This is a genomic window from Pasteurella dagmatis (assembly GCF_900186835.1).
Lineage (GTDB): Bacteria > Pseudomonadota > Gammaproteobacteria > Enterobacterales > Pasteurellaceae > Pasteurella > Pasteurella dagmatis.
Window position 1 is genome coordinate 1112388 of the sequence record NZ_LT906448.1, and the last position, 19450, is coordinate 1131837.

Annotated in this window: 19 protein-coding genes and 2 tRNA genes; 4 read left to right on the forward strand and 17 right to left on the reverse strand. The window is 34.7% G+C overall.

Annotated elements, in window-relative coordinates; all coding sequences use genetic code 11:
* Window positions 1-5 precede the first annotated feature (5 nt).
* The 15 genes from CKV78_RS05040 to CKV78_RS05110 form a co-directional block, all read right to left on the reverse strand.
* Window positions 6-503, reverse strand: coding sequence for a hypothetical protein (locus tag CKV78_RS05040; RefSeq protein WP_005762563.1), 498 nt, complete (start codon window positions 501-503; stop codon window positions 6-8).
* Window positions 500-1816 (reverse strand): type II and III secretion system protein family protein, encoded by a 1317-nt coding sequence (locus tag CKV78_RS05045; protein WP_407946523.1) that lies wholly within the window; start codon window positions 1814-1816, stop codon window positions 500-502. Before CKV78_RS05045 ends, CKV78_RS05040 begins: the two co-directional genes overlap by 4 nt.
* 80 nt (window positions 1817-1896) lie before the next feature.
* The gene (locus tag CKV78_RS05050; protein WP_032855197.1) at window positions 1897-2697 is read right to left on the reverse strand and encodes a hypothetical protein; all 801 of its coding nucleotides are present in this window, start codon (window positions 2695-2697) and stop codon (window positions 1897-1899) included.
* 62 nt (window positions 2698-2759) lie between these two features.
* On the reverse strand, window positions 2760-3191 hold the full coding sequence (locus CKV78_RS05055; protein WP_005762568.1) for an A24 family peptidase: 432 nt from the start codon (window positions 3189-3191) through the stop codon (window positions 2760-2762).
* A 25-nt stretch (window positions 3192-3216) separates the two neighbouring features.
* Complete coding sequence (locus tag CKV78_RS05060; protein ID WP_050397003.1) at window positions 3217-3426, reverse strand: Flp family type IVb pilin; 210 nt, start codon at window positions 3424-3426, stop codon at window positions 3217-3219.
* A 92-nt stretch (window positions 3427-3518) separates the two neighbouring features.
* On the reverse strand, window positions 3519-3746 hold the full coding sequence (locus CKV78_RS05065) for a Flp family type IVb pilin (RefSeq protein ID WP_005762573.1): 228 nt from the start codon (window positions 3744-3746) through the stop codon (window positions 3519-3521).
* Window positions 3747-4130: 384 nt separating this feature from the next.
* Window positions 4131-4217: transfer RNA gene (locus tag CKV78_RS05070), tRNA-Leu, on the reverse strand.
* A 17-nt stretch (window positions 4218-4234) separates the two neighbouring features.
* Window positions 4235-4310: transfer RNA gene (locus tag CKV78_RS05075), tRNA-Gly, on the reverse strand.
* Between the two features lie 214 nt (window positions 4311-4524).
* Window positions 4525-5082 (reverse strand): CDP-diacylglycerol--glycerol-3-phosphate 3-phosphatidyltransferase, encoded by a 558-nt coding sequence (gene pgsA, locus CKV78_RS05080; RefSeq protein ID WP_005762575.1) that lies wholly within the window; start codon window positions 5080-5082, stop codon window positions 4525-4527.
* 105 nt (window positions 5083-5187) lie between these two features.
* The gene (uvrC, locus tag CKV78_RS05085) at window positions 5188-7014 is read right to left on the reverse strand and encodes an excinuclease ABC subunit UvrC (RefSeq protein WP_005762576.1); all 1827 of its coding nucleotides are present in this window, start codon (window positions 7012-7014) and stop codon (window positions 5188-5190) included.
* Between the two features lie 27 nt (window positions 7015-7041).
* Entirely contained in the window at window positions 7042-7827 is a 786-nt protein-coding gene (gene kdsB, locus CKV78_RS05090) for a 3-deoxy-manno-octulosonate cytidylyltransferase (RefSeq protein WP_005762578.1), read from the reverse strand.
* A 43-nt stretch (window positions 7828-7870) separates the two neighbouring features.
* A complete protein-coding gene (locus tag CKV78_RS05095; protein ID WP_032855199.1) occupies window positions 7871-8059 on the reverse strand; it encodes a Trm112 family protein in 189 nt (62 codons plus the stop codon).
* Between the two features lie 15 nt (window positions 8060-8074).
* Window positions 8075-9052, reverse strand: a complete 978-nt coding sequence (gene lpxK, locus CKV78_RS05100) for a tetraacyldisaccharide 4'-kinase (protein ID WP_032855201.1) — start codon at window positions 9050-9052, stop codon at window positions 8075-8077.
* Window positions 9053-9076: 24 nt separating this feature from the next.
* On the reverse strand, window positions 9077-10825 hold the full coding sequence (gene msbA / locus CKV78_RS05105; RefSeq protein ID WP_005762584.1) for a lipid A ABC transporter ATP-binding protein/permease MsbA: 1749 nt from the start codon (window positions 10823-10825) through the stop codon (window positions 9077-9079).
* A gap of 9 nt (window positions 10826-10834) precedes the next feature.
* The gene (locus CKV78_RS05110) at window positions 10835-13255 is read right to left on the reverse strand and encodes a DNA internalization-related competence protein ComEC/Rec2 (protein WP_005762585.1); all 2421 of its coding nucleotides are present in this window, start codon (window positions 13253-13255) and stop codon (window positions 10835-10837) included.
* A 318-nt stretch (window positions 13256-13573) separates the two neighbouring features.
* On the opposite strand from CKV78_RS05110, the gene dksA reads away from it, so the two are divergent.
* The 3 genes from dksA to folK all read left to right on the forward strand — a co-directional run bounded on the left by dksA (window position 13574) and on the right by folK (window position 16084).
* On the forward strand, window positions 13574-14011 hold the full coding sequence (dksA, locus tag CKV78_RS05115) for an RNA polymerase-binding protein DksA (protein WP_005762587.1): 438 nt from the start codon (window positions 13574-13576) through the stop codon (window positions 14009-14011).
* Window positions 14012-14095: 84 nt separating this feature from the next.
* Window positions 14096-15595, forward strand: coding sequence for a polynucleotide adenylyltransferase PcnB (gene pcnB, locus CKV78_RS05120; RefSeq protein WP_005762589.1), 1500 nt, complete (start codon window positions 14096-14098; stop codon window positions 15593-15595).
* Window positions 15596-15604: 9 nt separating this feature from the next.
* Window positions 15605-16084 carry a 2-amino-4-hydroxy-6-hydroxymethyldihydropteridine diphosphokinase gene (folK, locus tag CKV78_RS05125; protein ID WP_005762591.1) on the forward strand — a complete coding sequence of 160 codons (480 nt, stop codon included), beginning with the start codon at window positions 15605-15607 and terminating at the stop codon, window positions 16082-16084.
* A 70-nt stretch (window positions 16085-16154) separates the two neighbouring features.
* Here folK and metX read toward each other — a convergent pair whose 3' ends face one another.
* Window positions 16155-17237 carry a homoserine O-acetyltransferase MetX gene (gene metX / locus CKV78_RS05130; RefSeq protein ID WP_032855205.1) on the reverse strand — a complete coding sequence of 361 codons (1083 nt, stop codon included), beginning with the start codon at window positions 17235-17237 and terminating at the stop codon, window positions 16155-16157.
* A 178-nt stretch (window positions 17238-17415) separates the two neighbouring features.
* Between metX and CKV78_RS05135 the strand changes: the two genes are divergently transcribed.
* Entirely contained in the window at window positions 17416-18105 is a 690-nt protein-coding gene (locus CKV78_RS05135) for a SanA/YdcF family protein (protein WP_005762594.1), read from the forward strand.
* An 11-nt stretch (window positions 18106-18116) separates the two neighbouring features.
* Here CKV78_RS05135 and cra read toward each other — a convergent pair whose 3' ends face one another.
* Window positions 18117-19109 (reverse strand): catabolite repressor/activator, encoded by a 993-nt coding sequence (gene cra / locus CKV78_RS05140; RefSeq protein WP_005762596.1) that lies wholly within the window; start codon window positions 19107-19109, stop codon window positions 18117-18119.
* Window positions 19110-19450: the final 341 nt, after the last annotated feature.

Here is a 19450-nt window from a genome sequence, read left to right on the forward strand (position 1 = left end):
TTCCATTAATATTTTAATTGGATACGATGATTATTTTTACTTGCACAAGGATTATGTCCATCCCAACTCATCATATCTTCAGCCGTAGTTACACGACAATTTGTCTTTTTAACTCCAATTCGAGCAATCTCAACAAATAGAGGATAAAGCGCATTCTTATCCTGACGTTTAAAAATAATTCGCTTACTATCAATACCTCTTTTTACTAAAAAGTCACGAATTTTGACCGCTCTTTTCTTTGCATTTTTATCTTTCCAAACAAAGTTAATGTACTTACTTTTATCACTGCCTAAATCACGAATCACAGAGTGCATTAAATTATGATAAGTAACATCTGAATAGTCAGACAAGACATAACGATTGACAATATAACTTTTATTAAATTGTTTGCTCTGAGTTGGTGCTGCTACTTTTGCATTATTAGATAATTCATTTAAAGATGCGATAGCATTATTTGAAATAAAAAATATACCTAAAAATACTGATAAAATTAATTTTTTCATTGAATAAATCCTCCTCTTTTTAAGAAATTAGAGGTAAGCGTTTTATGATAAATATTCTTAAATGGCGTTAAATTATAAAAACGCTCCATAGTTCCAGTTCTTTCAAATGTTGGATATACAATTTCATCTTCTTGAACTGGTTTTACAGTATTCACTGTAGCAACAATAACTAGTTCACGATCTTCTCGATCTGTTTTGGCATTTCGGAAGAATGCACCCAAGATAGGAATATCACCAAGTACAGGGACTTTATTAATTCCCTCTAAGTCACTAGAGTTAAATAACCCTCCAATGATAAAACTTTCTCCGTCAGCGACTTCAAATACTGATTTTGAACGACGAGTATTAAAAAATGGAATTTCACCTACACTTTCAAATGAATAGTTACCCGCAATTGTACTTACTCTTTGATCTAGTGCTAATCTTATACGGTTATTTTTTTGCAATTTCGCTGCAACAGCTAATCTAATACCGAAATCTTTATAAATAATTGTAGGAGCGCCTTCTTTATCTCTTTGCGCAAATGGAATTTCACCGCCAACAAGAATATCTGCTGTCTCTCCAGATAACATAGAAATATTTGGTTCCGCTAAAATTCGACCATTATTTTGGTTATCCAAAGCGTTAATAAATGCAGAAACCCCACTTGCATCGATTTTTAATAAGCCTTGAATACCATCAAATCCAGTTACTCGAGAAACACCACCTAATAAATCAGGAACTCCACCAGATAAACGGCTCCAATTAATTCCAACTGCTTCAGATAATTTTTTATTCACTTCTACCACAGTTAGCTTCACATTAATCTGCGTTGTTTCATCAACATTAACATTATTAACCACACCATCAAATTGATATTTATCTAAAAATGGAAGTGATTCTTCAGATTCACCGGCCTTGAATTTTGTTTCAGTAACTTTTTTACCATTACCTAATGCTTCACCAACAATACGATGGACTTCATCACTTTCTTCCTGAGAACGTGCTTTACCTTCTATGACATAAGCTTTACCAACTTTTTTCACTGAAAGATTTGTATTTGGAAATCTTGCTTTAATTTGTTGATTAGTATCTGAAATGCCAGTGAATAGAGAGTCAACATTAACGACATCATTTGTTAATGTTTTACCATTTGCATCAAAAGCCGAAATCTCAGCACGCCCCTGCTCTTTTGCATAAATGATAAAAGAATTATCATCTAAGATTTCATAATCAGCAATTGCTGGAGAAGAGACAAATATAGTATCAATTTTTTCTTTAGTTTGAATAAGCTGAGTACCACCTTGTTCCAAATTAAACGTCTTTGCGAACATTACGCCTGGTGATAACACTAAAATAGCACCCAATAAGCAAGTAACCTTTTTTGCTCTAGCTTTTTTATACTGTATAAACATTATTGGCCTCTTAATTTTCTAATAAATACACCGCGGTGATTTATATTCTCATTATTACTCGTTTCAGGTAACACTATTAATTTTGATCCTTTATCTAAGTTATAGAATTTTTTCACCTTATCTGAATCAACTTTAACATTAATATAACCTATATAATCTTGATTTTTATGATCATTAGGCGTCCCTGTATTATTATCTGATGGTTCTTGGAACTCTTTTGTTTGAAGAACCAATAGCTTACCCGAAACTTTTACTAAATCACTTTTATCGTAAATATTACGAGAGTCTAAAGCATTTTTTTGATTATAAATTGACACATAGTCACCGCTATGAATGGTATCTAATAAATATCGTTCATCAGACTTAATGTAAATTCGATATGCAACTTCTTGCTTAGTATCAATACTTGACATCAAAAAACGAGGATCATCAGGAGCAATAATCATCATATTTGATAGGAGTGACCCCGAACTAAGATTGTCTCCGATTAAATATCCCTGCAAAGAATGAGATGATGAATTAGCAAGTACATTTGAAAGATCATTATTTATTAAAGGATTATCTTCTGAAACAGTAACTTGACTGATAGCATAGTCATCAGACTGTAATAGAGTTCCTTTCTTAACATCGCGTTTCAATTCTGCAATTGTAATCACTTTTTCCACTTTTTTCTCAACTTGTGGTTGAGTTACAAAAGTTTGACTATCTTCCCCGTCACCACTTGTTGGCATAAAAAGTATTCCACCTATCCCAACAACTAATGTAAGGAATGAAATGATAAATAACATTCTGTAATTCATTTTTAATCCTTATTTTATTTTTATAAACTAAATAATTTTGAAAACTTAAATTTTATGAGAAATTAACTAAACAAAAGTAAATTAAGAAGGAAGCCTAAACTAATTGCAACCCCATAAGGCAAATGATTTTTTAGTATTGATTCTCTAAAAAAAATCCACCCAATAATAATCAATATCAATCCAGAGCAAGCTGTAAAGAAGAAAAAAGACATAATTTGCTCTTGAGGAATAGCCAGCATTAATACTGAAACTAATTTGACATCTCCTGCGCCTACAGTTTTAAGATTGAATAAAATAAAACCTATTATAAAAGAAATTAAAGCAGGAACAACAAAGATTTCTCCATATTTAATCCAGCTTAATGGTAGGATCACCAAAAGGAGAATGAGAACAATTTTATTGCTAATAATTCTATGTTTAATATCTGTGTAAGATAGTCTTATTAGCAATAAGATAGTTAATAGTTGAAGTGATAAAATAATAAATCCATTCATTATTTTCCCTTAAAAGATATGTTGATTAGCTATCCTTTAGACTGTTTTTTACAATAGAAGACAATAATTCAAATTTACCTTTAATCGCTTCAACTAGTGCATTGTCACCATAAAGAACAGAAACAATAAAAATTGCCACTATTGCTGCTATCAATCCATATTCAATAGATGTAATTCCTTTACATTGCGAAAAAAAATACTTAAATGATACACCCACTTTATACAACAATAACATTATAAACTTCATTTTATAAAAAACAAAAATCTAATCTTGTGCTAGTAACAATACCAGAATACTAGCACAAAATTATTTATTAATGGGACATATTATTGTAACCCATTAGTTGAATTGACTTTAGTTGTCAAAGTATTAAATTTATTCTGTAGCGCTTTAATAAAGCCATTCTCATTATAAAACACAGCCACAATTAACACTGCAACAGCAACAGCAATTAAGCCGTATTCAATTGCTGTTACACCGCTTTGGTTTTCTTTAAATTTACGTAAAGATTCAGTTACTGAAATATATGCTTTAGTTGTTAATTTATTAAACATAAATATGCTCCTAGTTTTTTGAAATAAAAAATGCTTCTCTACCTTGAGAAGTTTTCATTTGACTTTTAGTAATCGGATTTAAACACTATTGTTTAATCACTAAATAATCCGGTTGTGTATTTTAAATATTTTTCCGGTAAAAAAAAGTAAAATATCTGCAACAAGTCTGTGGTCAGACCAGTTTGACAGATATAACCAATAGGTAACAATCAATATCCTCAATAAAATTGATCTTTTATTCAAACATAATTATCAAAAATAGATTTATAAAATAAAGAAACAATAATTTTTCATAAAGAAAAAATTAAGAATGAGCAAATAATGCATTGACAGATAAAGTTCTAGAAGAGCTAAACGATAGAAAAGAATAATATAGATTTGTAATGGTGCCCGAGGCCAGACTTGAACTGGCACGCTTCGAAAAGCGAGGGATTTTAAATCCCTTGTGTCTACCGATTTCACCACTCGGGCGAGCAAATTTTAAATTTTGGAGCGGGAAACGAGGCTCGAACTCGCGACCCCAACCTTGGCAAGGTTGTGCTCTACCAACTGAGCTATTCCCGCATTATTGTTTTTTGATTCTACAATCACTAAACAACGAGGTGCATTTTACTGATTTATCTTGTGCTGTCAAATAAAAAATGTAAAAAAATTTCAAAAATATTTCAAACGCTTAAAAAAAATCCAACTTTAATCATTCCACATGGTTTGCGAGATGCAAACGTTTAAATAACAAGCTCAAATTGTTCAAATTAAAGTCTAAAAAAACAGTAGTGTTTTAAAGCTCAATTTGATCAAGTAAGCTGCCTTTTGCTGCTTTTAAATATTGTAACATTGACCACACGGTTAAAATCGCTGCGATATACAGCAAAATAATTGCAGAAATTTCCATTGCAACGTTATATCGCCACAATAATCCTCCTAAAGCGAGCATTTGCGCTGCGGTTTTGACTTTTCCTACCCAAGAAACTGCAACTTTACTTCTTTCGCCTATTTCTGCCATCCATTCACGTAAAGCGGAAATAATAATTTCTCGTGAAATCATAATAACAGCAGGTACAGTTACCCAAAATGAATGATGGTATTCAACCACAAGCGCTAATGCGACAGTCACCATTACTTTATCTGCAACAGGATCTAGAAATGCGCCAAAACGCGTTGTTTGTTTCCATTTTCTTGCAAGATAACCATCAAACCAGTCTGTTACACCTGCAATAAAAAAAATAGAAGTAGTTAGAAAAGGCGACCAAGAAAAAGGAAGGTAAAAGGCAATCACAAAAAACGGGATAAGAATGACACGAAAGAGCGTTAGAAATATTGGTATATTTAGTTTCATAAATAGAACTTGGTGATAGGCATTTTTATAATGTATTTATTTTAAAACATATCGCTATTATTTGAAAATGGAATTTTCCTAAACATAATAAATTCCTTGTATTATTTAACTTTGTAGTGTTTCGTAGATCTTTTCTGCCAGTGAACGAGAAATCCCTGGTACAGAAGCAATTTCATCTAAAGTGGCTTTTTTCACGCCCTGCATTCCGCCTAAATATTTCAATAAAGCTTGTCGACGTTTTGCTCCAATGCCTTCGATAGTCTCTAAACCACTTTGGATAAAGGCCTGCTGACGTTTTTTACGATGTCCACTAATTGCATGATTATGGCTTTCATCACGAATATGTTGAATTAAATGCAATGCTAAGCTATCTACTGGTAAATGTAATTCGACTTCTTGTTTACTGATGATCAAGGTTTCTAAACCGGCTTTTCTATCTACGCCTTTTGCAACACCAATTAAGTGCGGTCGATTTTTATTCCATTTTACTTTAAGGGAAGCAAATACTTGTAAAGCACGATTAAGTTGCCCTTTTCCGCCATCAATAAAGATCACATCAGGCACTTTATCTTCTTCTAAAGGTTTATCATAACGTTTCAATAATGCCTGCTCCATTGCTGCGTAATCATCTCCTTCTGTGATACCTGAAATATTAAAACGACGGTAATCTGATTTTAGCGGCCCATTGTGATCAAACACAACACAAGATGCAATCGTTTGCTTTCCCATTGTATGGCTAATATCAAAACATTCCATACGTTGAATGCATTCAATCCCCAATAATGCTTGTAGTGCTTGATAACGCTCCTCTACAAGGTGACTTTGTTTTAACTGTGTCATTAATGCTGATTTTGCATTTACTTGTGCTAGCTGCAGATATTTACTTTTTTCACCTTTTGTTTGATCTTGAATACTGACGCTATGGCCTGCTTGTAAGCTTAATAATTCTTCTAACTCTTTTTTTTCTATTAATTTATGGTCAACGACAATTGTATTCGGTATTGTTCTACCTTGATGAGCTTGTAAATAAAATTGTCCTACGAAGGTTTCGGTTAACTCAGCCAAATCGGTATTAGCCGGGACTTTAGGAAAATAGCTACGATTTCCAAGCACTTTACCTTGACGAATAAACATCACTTGAACACAAGCAATACCTAATTGATAAGCAATGGACATAATATCAATATCATCAATACGATTATTTGAAACAAATTGTTTTTCAATAACGGCTCTCACCGCTTGGATTTGATCTCGAATACGTGCAGCTTCTTCAAAATGAAGCTTTTGGCTAGCTTGTTCCATTTGAGAAATTAAATGTGCTAAAACTTGTTGATCTTTTCCTTGCAAAAATAAACGAGCAAAATCTACTTGCTGTTGATAATCTTCATCGCTGACATGGCCTGCAACGCAAGGTGCTGAGCAGCGCCCAATTTGATATTGTAAACAAGGGCGAGATCGATTGTTATAAACAGAGTTTTCACATTGACGAATAGGGAACAATTTCTGTAATAAAGCAAGAGTTTCACGTACAGCACTCACATGTGGATAAGGACCGAAATATTCCCCTTTTACTTTTTTACTACCACGATAAGAAGTAATTCGAGGGTGACGTTCGCTAGTCAATAAAATATAAGGATAAGATTTATCATCACGTAACAAAACATTGTAACGTGGCTGATAATTTTTAATGTAGTTATGCTCAAGTAATAAAGCTTCTGTTTCAGATGTAGTAATTGTAGTGTCAATACGAGCAATTGAAGCCACTAATGCTTCTGTTTTTTTACTCCCAACATTACGTCGAAAATAACTAGCCAAGCGCTTTTTAAGATCTTTCGCTTTACCCACATAAATCACCTCGTCTTTATCGTCATACATACGATAAACTCCAGGCAAATGTGGCACATTAGTTAAAAACTTTTTTGCATCAAACATAAAATGAATAGGCGCCCTAGGACGCCATTAAAATAAATTCTTTTGTAAAATTGACCGCACTTTTTCCAAATCTTCTGGCGTATCTACACCAACAGGCGGTACTTCTTTTGCTAATTCAACATGGATTTTCTCACCATTCCATAATACACGAAGCTGTTCGAGACTCTCAATTTGCTCCAATGAGGTTGGCTGCCATTGCACATATTGTTTAATAAATCCAGCTCGATATGCATAAATTCCAATATGGCGCAGATAATGATCGCCTAATTCTAAAGTTTTATGTAACGCTGGATTTGCTTGTAAGTTTGCAAATTGATCGCGGTTCCAAGGAATCACAGCTCGAGAAAAATATAAAACATAGCCGTCTTTATCTGTCAGTACTTTTACAGCATTTGGATTAAATAATTCTTCTGGGTCAGTAATTTTTACTGCTAGGCTTGCCATTTTAACTTGATACTTCACTAAGTTTTCTGCTACTTGTTGCACAATGACTGGTGGGATTAATGGCTCATCACCTTGAATATTAACAATAATTTCATCATCTTGAATTGCTAATTTCTCTACCACTTCTGCCAAGCGTTCTGTACCGGAATTATGCTTCTCTGAAGTCATGCAAACTTCCGCACCAAAAACTTCCGCAGCTTTTGCTACTTCTGCATTATCTGTTGCAACTACCACTCTACTTGCACCAGATAATTTCGCTTTTTCAAATACATGGGCAATCATTGGTTTACCCGCAATATCTGCTAATGGTTTACCAGGTAAACGGGTTGATGCATAGCGTGCCGGAATAATTACAGTAAATTTTGTCATTTTGAAATTCCTCTTCACCTGTTAGTTCGTAAACAACAGATAATTACGTATTTTCTGATGATTGAATATCAGCGAGTTGAATTGCCTGCTCCGCTAACAAAACGGGAATACCTTGGTTGATCACATAAGCTACTTTATCAAATTGGCAAACAAGATGTTGCTTGTTTTTATCGAGGGTTAAACGCCCATGGCACATTGGACAAGCGACAATTTCTAATAATTTTGAATCCATATTTCCCTCACTCATTTATTTTTGTACTTTCTGAAGAATTCTTTGTAAAAATGACCGCACTTTTTCACCTTCAAGTTCGGCTTCAACAGGCACATACCACCAATTTTCTCTGGCAAATTTCATACATTTTACCGCATCTTTTTCTGTCATAAAGAGCGGTCGATTTTCATCAAGTTTTTCAAACTGTGTTGGCTCAAAGTGCTGATGGTCTTGAAATGCTTGGCTATACTGAACTTGAATGCCCATTTTCTCAAGCATATTAAAGAAACGTTGTGGGTTACCAATCCCCGCTATTGCAGAAATAGAATGATTGTTAAATTCGCTTAATAATTTTTGTTCATTCGTTTTAAGGTTGACTGCATAACGAGGAATTAAGCGCATAACTGCATCAGCAGCCTCAGATTTTCCACCGTTACTGATAATAAAATCCACGGAATTTAAACGGCTTGGCAATTCACGAAGTGGACCTGCTGGTAAAACAAAACCATTGCCAAATCCACGCTCTGCATCCATGACAACAATTTCAATATCACGTTGTAATTTATAATGCTGTAAACCATCATCACTGATAATTAAATCACAATCTGCTATTTGTAATAATAATTCAATGGACTGTTGACGATTAGGCGAAATGACAACAGGAACACCTGTACGCTTAGCAATTAACACTGGCTCATCACCACCCTCGATAGGATCTGTTGTTGAATTCACTAGTAATGGATAAGTTTTTGCTTGGCTTCCATAACCACGTGAAATCACACCAACTTTAATGCCTTGTTGTTGCAATTGTTGTACTAACCAAATCACTACTGGGGTTTTGCCATTGCCACCAACAGATAAATTACCGACAACGATAACAGGTACAGGTGGGCGATAAGAAGATAAAATGCCTTGTTTAAACAAGGCTTTTCTGATTTTAGAAAGAAGCCAAAATAATAACGAAAGAGGTGATAACAACCACATTAGCCAACTGCGTGAATACCATAATTGCATATAACCTCTTTCAATATCAATGAATTATTGCGTAAATTGCATACTATGTAATTGTTTATAAGCACCATTTAGCGCAAGTAATTCAGCATGTGAACCGCGTTCTTTCACTTCACCATGTTCAATAACTAAAATTTCATCAGCATTTTCAATAGTTGATAAGCGATGCGCAATCACAATTACCGTACGATCTTTTTGTAATTTTTCAATTGCTAATTGAATTGCACGTTCTGACTCTGTATCCAAAGCAGAAGTTGCTTCATCTAGGATTAACACTGGTGAATTACGTAGTAATGCTCGAGCAATTGCTAAACGTTGGCGCTGACCACCTGATAAGTTCATTCCATTCTCGCCAATGATGGTATCAATCCCATTTTCTAATTTATCAATAAATTCCATTGCATAAGCATCCTTTGCGGCTTGGATAATTTCTTCTCGAGAATATTTATCTTTAGCTGCATAAGCAATGTTATTCGCAATAGTATCGTTAAATAAATGGACTTGTTGTGAAACTACAGCACAATTTTCACGTAAATTTGATAAACGATAATCTTGAATATTAATACCATCAAGCGTAATTTCACCTTGGTCAACATCATAAAAACGAGTAACTAAATTTGCAATCGTTGATTTACCAGACCCAGAACGACCAACTAATGCAACAGTTTTTCCTTTTAGCACATCAAAAGAAATATTATTTAATGCAGGCTCTTGTTTTCCTGCGTAAGTAAAGGTCACATTTTTAAAACTTAAATTACCCTCCGCTTTATCTGATTTATAGCTTCCCGTATCTTTTTCAGTTTCTAAATCCAATAAAGCGAATAAAGTTTGACAAGCAGCCATTCCACGTTGGAATTGTGAATTAACATTCGTCAAGGATTTTAATGGACGCATCATTGCTAACATTGATGAAAAAACAACAGTAAATGAACCCGCACTTAAATTTTGATCCATAATAGCAGGTAAAGTTGCAAGATAAAGTACTGCAGCAAGAGCAAAAGAAGCAATAATTTGCACCACTGGGTTAGCAATTGCATCAGCCATTACCATTTTCATTCCTTTACGGCGCATATCATTACTCACATAATTAAAGCGCTCTTCTTCAACTATTTGCCCACCAAAAGATAATACAACTTTATGCCCCTTCAACATTTGTTCAGCAGTAGAAGTTAACTCTCCCATTGCATTTTGCATATTTTTACTTAAATCACGGAATTTTTTGGATACAAAACGAATAAGGATAGCGATAATAGGACCAATCAAGAATAACACTAAAGAAAGCTGCCAACTGGTATAAATCATCACTACAAATAAAGAAATAATATATGCACCTTCACGCACAATGGTAATCAATGCCCCAGAGGAAGAGTTTGCGACTTGTTCAGAATCATAAGTAATACGAGAAAGCAACCGTCCTGTTGAGTTTTGATCAAAAAAGGTAACTGGCATAAACATAAGATGTTTAAAAATCCGACGGCGCATTGTCATCACTACTTTACCTGAAACCCAAGCTAAACAATAAGAAGATATAAAATTACTCAAACCGCGTAAAAAAATCACTAACACCACAACGACAGACATTTGGCGTAAAAAAGATGTATCCGCTTTACCAAACCCCTCATCTAGTAATGGTTTTAACAATGAAATCAAACTTGCATCCGCCAAAGCGTTTAATACTAAAGCGATCCCTGAAACAATTAACCCCAATTTGAATGGTCGAATTGTCGGCCATAAACGTTTAAATGTTTGAATAGTTGAAAGATCTTTATCTTGCATAATATCTTATTAATAATTAATAGTCGCGGCATTGTACTCTGATTTTGTTTGTAATCCAATTAATCTACGATACCAGGGGATAAATTTTGTACGAGCCAATGCTATTTTTAGCTTATTTTTGTAAAATTTGATGCTAATTTGTCCAGTGTGTGCAGTATTATAAACATCTGCACCAATAATATTTAAACGATCATTAACCACTTGATGAGGAAAGCCCCAAGCATTCCAACGTCCACTTGAAATTAATGCAATTTTAGGGTTGATTTGAGTCAATAACGCTTCACTTGTCGAAGTTTTACTGCCGTGATGTCCAACCTGTAAAACATCGATTAAAGGTAAATCAAATAATAACTGTTTTTCTACATCCACATCAGCATCTCCCATTAACAATACTGAATATTGTCCATCAGAAATCAGTAACACGCAAGAATGCTCATTTTTAGCTCTCTGTACAATTTGGAACGGTGATAATACTTTAAAATCCAATCCTTGCCACTGCCATTGTTGCCCTCGAATGCAAAAAGTGCGATCCTTTTTTCCATAATTTCTAAAAGAAGGTGTCACAAACTCAATATCAGGAAACTGTGTTAATATTGTTTTTACCCCACCCGAATGATCATTGTCATCATGGCTCAAAATCAGTTTATCGATTTTCAACCCTTCTCGTAGTAAATAAGGTAAAAGCTCTAATTCCGCCATACTACCACCATTCCAAGAAGCACCAGTATCGTACAATATCCCTCTTCCATTTTTCACAACCAACATCGCAAGTCCTTGCCCTACATCAATGGTTTCTAAGCGCCAATCTGGTTCTTGATAAATTTGATAACTGATATAACCAAATAAACTACAAATCAACATCCCGCAAATCGAAAAAGTAACTTTGATAGTTTGATAATCACACTTGTCATTAAGTGCAAGATGGAATCCTTTAGGTCGGGTTAACACTGCACCTTCTTGCTCCACAACTATCTTTAAATAGGTATAACGTAAAAATAAAATAAAAATACTAGTAAGAAAAACTATAATAAGATAAGTCTGCCATGTTGAGATTTGTAGCCATTGTTCAGTTAAATAAGATAACCATTGTGTGATTTGCTCCACCAATACATTTGCCCATCTCCAAGTTATGAAATAATTTTGAGTCACTAATGTAAATAAAATAATCGGTACGAGAATAAAGGAATACAGGGGTACTGCAATTAAGTTAGCAAATAAACCTCCCCAAGATATACCACCAAACATCAGCAATTGCACCGGCGCAAATAAAAAAAATAAACCTATTTGCAAATGAAATAATGAAAGTAGCCACCGTACTTTACGCCATACACTTTGTTCTAAAGGCTTTCCACGCCAATGTAATAACGATAGTGGGAAAAGTTGATACCAGATGATTAATGAAATAACCGCCCCTAAAGATAGCCAAAAACTGGATGATAAACACATTAAAGGATCATAAAACAATAAAATAGCAACAATTCGAAAGAACAACTGCCAAGCGCTGTAATGTAAGCGAGATAAACGCAATAGAAACACGAAAGACAATGCAATAAAAGCACGTTGAGTTGGTATCGCTAAACCAGCTAAAAGCGCATATCCACCTGCAATAAGTAGCCCTATGAATAAGGGGAAATAAGGAGAAATAAGACGCGTTGATAAAAAATATTGCATTCCCCGCCCAAGTAAAAAACCGATCCCCATTGCTAAGCCAATATGTAATCCTGAAATAGCGATTAAATGAGCTGTATTAGTTCGTTGGTAAATTTGCTTATGTAAGGACGATAACCAAGCTCGTTCTCCGAAAGCTAATGCAAGCAACAATCCTTGTGCAGATAATGATTCAGTCTGAATGAAGGCTCGCTCAAGCAACATTGCTCGCAACGAAAAATCTTGTTGAATTTTAACCGCACTTTTTACTGATGCCCAAGCGGTAATACCTTTGGAAAAATACCATTGCTGTTTATCAAATCCTCCTTGATTTAAACGTGATGAAATAGGTCGAAGACGTAAGTTAGCTTTCCAAACCTGCCCTAGTTTTATTTTTTCAGATAATTTCCATTGAATAAAAATACGTTGTTCAGGTAAATCTGAGCTTAATGTTGCTGTTGCAATCGCACTTTGATAGTCTTGCTGATGCAAAATTTCAATAATTTTAATCTTTGTTTCGACTTGTTTTGGTAAATGGGCAACATTATCCGCTAATTTCAGCAATTGGATTGGGTAAGAATGCACATAAATACTACTTAGTAACAAGAACATTAAATACAACAATAAGCACTTTATTTTGTCATCAACTCTATAGTAATACGCAACTCCAACTAATCCACTACAGACCAATAAGCATCTTATCCCCCAAAACCAATCCAATAAAAAATCGCTTGGCACCCAAATTAGTGATAATGCACTGAAAATAAACAGATATAAAATCATTTCAAAAGACAATAATTTCACAAATCAGAGTTCCCCATTGGCATATAACTGCGTATACTCTTACAACAGAAACCAAAGTGTTGGCTAAAACTAAAAACATATTTTGGAAGCCTGATCGCAAAAAACATATTTATTTTAAGAAAAAAGGCAAATGTCAAAAATTTCATTTGATCATTTGCCTTAGTTCTGATATTTATATCGATTTTTAAAATACGAGGTCTTTATAACCTGTATTTGTATATGAATAAATCAACACCAACGCGTGTGAAAATATGATTTCAACAGTATTAATGGATGACTTTCAATTAGGAGCTACCAATGTCTAAATCCTCTTTAAGTATATTAGCCTTAGCTGGTGTTGAACCTTACAAAGAAAAAGTAGGTGAAGAATATATGAATGAAGCACAATTGCTTCATTTCAAAAAAATTTTACAAGCATGGCGTGATCAAATCATGGACGAAGCAACTCGCACAGTAGCACATATGCAAGATGAAGCTTCAAACTTCCCTGATCCCGCAGACCGAGCAACTCAAGAAGAAGAATTTAGCTTAGAATTACGTACCCGTGACCGTGAACGTAAATTATTAAAGAAAATTGAAAATACATTGAAAAAATTAGAAACCGGCGATTTTGGTTATTGTGATTCCTGTGGTATTGAAATTGGTATCCGCCGTTTAGAAGCTAGACCAACAGCAGATCTTTGCATTGACTGTAAAACTCTCGCTGAGATTCGTGAAAAGCAAATGGTAGGTTAATTTTAACCAACGTTGCAAAAATCTAAATAAAAAAGTGCGGTTAATTTTACCGCACTTTTATAATTTTAATATTATAAGTTATTGATGAGGTTAACTATTTTAAAGTACATCAAAAATCTGTTTCACAAAAAATCGAAAGCACATTTAGTCGACATTACAAAAACAGATTCTCAACCTAAACAATCCAATCAACAATCTGAAAGAGCTACCCCAGCTTTTGTTCAGTCAACTAGTTCAACACCAAAAAACTCAAATCAATCATCTCGTTACAATCAACACATTGTTAAGGCCTCACTGCACGGTATTACACCAAGAATGATCAACCGTAATGCAATCGCAGTAATAGAAAAATTACATCGCCAAGGATTTGAGGCTTATATTGTAGGTGGTTGCTTACGCGACTTGCTGCTTGGAAAGCACCCAAAAGATTTTGATGTGGTGACTAGCGCTCGTCCAGAGCAAATTCAAAACATCTTTCAACGCCAATGTCGTTTAGTGGGGCGTCGTTTCCGTCTCGCGCATATTATGTTTGGGCGAGACATCATTGAAGTTGCTACTTTTCGAGCAAATCACACAGAAAGTCGTAATGAAAACCACGCTAAACGTAGTGAAGAAGGAATGCTATTACGCGATAACGTGTACGGCACAATTGAACAAGATGCAGAACGCCGTGATTTTACGGTTAATGCACTTTACTACAATCCACAAGATAATACGCTACGTGATTACTTCAATGGTATCGAAGACCTCAAAGCTGGGAAGTTACGTTTAATTGGTGATCCTGCAACCCGTTACCAAGAAGACCCTGTTCGAATGTTACGCTCAATTCGATTTATGGCAAAATTGGATATGTTCTTAGAAAAACCAAGTGAACAGCCAATTCGTGAGCTTGCGCCATTACTTAAAAATATTCCACCCGCACGTCTTTTCGATGAAAGTTTGAAATTACTACAAGCAGGATATGGGGTAAAAACCTATAAATTGTTACGTGAATATGGCTTATTTGATCAACTTTTTCCTTCATTAATCCCTTATTTCACAGAAAAAGGAGACAGCTTTGCAGAAAAAATGATTATCACCGCATTAACCTCAACAGATGAGCGTGTGAGCGATAATTTACGTGTTAATCCTGCCTTTTTATTTGCTGCATTTTTTTGGTACCCATTCCGTGAAAAAGTAGAAATCCTAAAAAATGAAGGTGGTTTGAACAATCATGATGCTTATGCATTAGCCAGTAATGATATTTTAGAATTATTCTGCGCTGCATTAGCTGCTCCCCGTCGCCATACTGCAGTAATTCGCGATATTTGGTTCTTGCAGCTTCAATTATTGAAACGTACTGGCAATGCAACAATGCGAGTGATGGAACATCCAAAGTTCCGTGCTGCATTTGATTTATTGGTCATGCGTGCAGAGATTGAAGGAGGAGAGGCTATTGAACTTGCAGCTTGGTGGCATGAATATCAATTCAGTAATATGGAGCAACGTGATCTATTAATTAAAGAGCAACAGCGCTTGCATCCAAAACCAAAGAAAAAATATTATCGTTCGAGAAAGCGTCGCAAACCAAGAGCCGTTGAATAAGGATAGCTAATGAAACGTTGTTATATCGCTTTAGGTAGTAATCTCAATACTCCTATTGAGCAATTAAATTCTGCTTTATCTGCACTATCTGAACTACCTAACAGTCAGCTTGTTCAAGTAAGTTCTTTTTATCAAAGTAAACCACTGGGACCACAAGATCAACCTGATTATGTAAATGCTGTAGCTTGTTTAGACACACAACTTGAACCATTGGCTTTGTTAGATCATCTACAACATATTGAAAATACACAAGGCCGCATTCGTGTTCGTCGTTGGGGCGAAAGAACTTTGGATTTAGATATTTTATTATATAACGATGAAATAATACAAACTGAACGTTTAACAGTACCACACTATGATATGCACCAACGTGAATTTGTTATTATTCCATTATTTGAAATTGCACCTGATCTTTACTTACCAAATGGGCTGAAAGTTGCTGAACTTGCAACTCAATTTATTCATCATCAAATGCAATTATTAAAATAACAAAAAATAGGACCGCACTTAGATATCCGTATCTTTTAGGAGCAAGTGCGGTCTATTTTATGTAAATTCTTTAGTTATATTCTGGTGCTAATGCTGCACGAATCTTTCCTTCGAATACAGCGTAATCAACCAGAAAAGCATCATGCCCATAATCAGAATAACACTCAAAGTAACTCAATTGTACACCATTTTCTTCCAATAGTTTTCTACTTTTATGCAATTCTACTAATTTGAATAGCTGATCGTTCTCAATTGCAACAAGTGTATATCTAGCCTTAATACGGGACAATGCTGTTTTGATGTCAGAATAACCAAAACTAGGATCATACAAATCAAGAGCCCTGAGTAAATGCAAATAACTATTTGCATCAAAACGCGCTAAAAATTTCTGCCCTTGATAACTTAAGTAAGATTCCACTTGAAAATAATCGCCCCAAAACTTCGGTTCTGCTTTAGTTGCACGTCCAAATGCTTTTGTTAATTGCAAATCTGTTCGATAGGTCAACATTCCTAACATACGTGCAATCGCAAGTCCTTTTTCAGGAGCCTCACTTTCATAGTAGTCACCGCCATTAAAATTGGGATCATTAATTACAGCTTGGCGCATTATGTGGTTAAATCCAATAGCTTCTGCTCCAAAAAATAAGGAAGAACAAAGATTTACGATGTTATCAACAAAATCAGGATAATCAATTGCCCACTGCGTTGCTTGCATTCCACCGAAAGATCCACCGATCACTGCATGCAAATGAGGAATATCTAATTTATCCAATAAGGCTTTTTGCACACGAATAATATCTTGCACGATAATATTCGGGAACTGACTACCATAAGGCTTCTGCGTTGTCGGTTGTAAAGAAGAGGGACCAGTTGTCCCTTTACAGCCACCCAATACATTTGAGCACACGAAAAAATAGCGCGATGTATCAAGAGCGAGTCCTGGGCCAATAAAACTCTGCCACCACCCTTGACGATCATCATCAAAATAAGGCTCTGCATCCCCTGTTAATGCGTGGCAAAGCAAAACAACATTACTCTTATTTGGGTTTAGTGTCCCATAAGTTTGGTAAGCAACATCAATATATTGCAATTGCCCACCTAAACATAAATTCAAAGGGGTATCGGTAAAGAGAGTTACAGTTTGCACAGCCATTCTGTCGTCCATTATTTATTGTTGTGTTTGCAATAAATGCAATAATGTTTGCCTAACGTTAAAATTTCGATTTCGGAAGTCTAAACGTCTTTACGTATAAATCTACTAAAATTCAGCTTGCACTTCAACCCTTTTTTCATTATGGTAAATCTAATTTTGATAAATTTTAATGCATAGAATGATTGCCTTATCTTCAATATTAAAACATTCATCTTTGAAGCGTGCATTCCGCTATCTAATAGCAGCTCTCTTATGTTCTATCATTTCCTTAGTTGTTATCGATCAAGCAATAGGCTTTTATGTTCGCAATCAAATTTATACCGATATAAATAAGCTGCCTTATCGACCATATGGTGTTGTATTAGGTACATCAAAATACTTCGGACAAAACTCAATCAACTTGTTCTATCACAATCGTTTACTTTCTACTTATGAACTGTTTTCAGCCGGTAAAGTTGATTATTTACTGTTAAGTGGCGATAATAGAACACTTCAATACAATGAACCCCGCACAATGTTTCAAGACCTCAAAAAAATGGGTATTTCTACGGAATTTATGTATATGGATTTTGCAGGATTTAGGACTCTTGATTCAGTTATTCGTGCTGATCGAGTTTTTAAAGCACATTCTTTTACAATTATTACACAGAAATTTCACTGCGAACGTGCATTATTCATTGCTAAATATCACAATATTGATGCAATTTGCTTTGTAGCAAACTACCCTCAAGGCTACCATTTTGTAAGATTTAGGGAATTTTTTGCCCGTTTACAGCTTTTATGGGATATTCTAATTGAAAAGGAACCGCACTTTTTAGGACAGCCAGAACCCCTGCCCTCTCCCGTAACGATTCCTATCATTGAGTAATAGTTATGACACTAAGCACATTTTTCAATCAGATCACGAACAATGATATCTTGTGCTTGCAAACTATCTTTGTATTTAACAGAATCAAGAACTAAACTTAGTAATGATTGAACAATTTTTTCATGATTTTGAACACAACAAATAACATCATTATCAAGGAAGTCTAGCATTTCATGATGGCCAAAAGTCGCAATCACTAAATCTTTTGGAATACCGTCCTCGCGTTTCACTAAAACCTTCAGAATACCTTGTAATAAACTCAATGAAGTCACAAAGATAGCATCAGGCATTTCATTTTTTTCCAACCAACTACGAAATACATTTTCTGAGGCTGATTTATGAAACTTATCCGCATAAACAAAGTTGATTGATTTTCCTTGCTCTCGTAACGCATCACGGAAACCTTTTTCACGCGAAAAGCTCATTGATAAGCTTGGAAATGCTCCAAAAAATAAAATCTTTGTATGATTTGGGTGCTTATTCACTAACCGTTGTGCTAACCGATAAGCATCGCCCTCATCATCAGTTAGTAGCATTGTTGCATTACTTTTCAATTGACGATCAAAAGCAATCACTGGCACATTTGCCACACGCTGGTAAAAATCCGTATCAAAAGGTAATGCTGTTGATACGATCAACGCATCAATACGACGTTGAAATAAGTTCTTCGCACATTGGATTTCATTTTCAGCACTATCATTAGAACAAGCGATAAGTAATTGATACCCTCTTTCACGAAAACTGTTTTCTAAACGATTTGCAATTTTCGCATAACTTACATTCTCAAAATCAGGTACGATCAAGCCGATTGTATTACTTTTACCTGCGCGTAATCCTGCAGCCATTGCATTCGGTTTAAAATCATATTTTTTAATCAGTTTTTCAACCTTTTCAATAGTCTGATCACTTACTCGATACTGCTTTGCTTTCCCATTCACTACATAACTTGCGGTCGTACGAGAGACACCTGCCAGCTTAGCTAATTCTTCTAATTTCACATTCACTCCTTAAATGTTGCAATCTATAAATTCATAAAACATTTTTATTGTCCAGAACATTTCTTTACTCCTCCATTTGTAAAGAAATGTAAATAATAATGTTTAAAATTATATCATTATTATGATCCAACACACAAAGCGGGAAAATCACTTTTTTGATATGAATATATCTATATGAAACAATAATTTTCTCTAATTTACTTTATTTACCCCGTATATTTTCTATTTTTTCAATTATTATCACTCTTAGATAAAATAATGATAACTACTCAAACACCCAAAATGTAAATAAATGTAAATAATAAAATACTGGCAAAAATAGATAAATAAGCTCAATTTGAATAAAA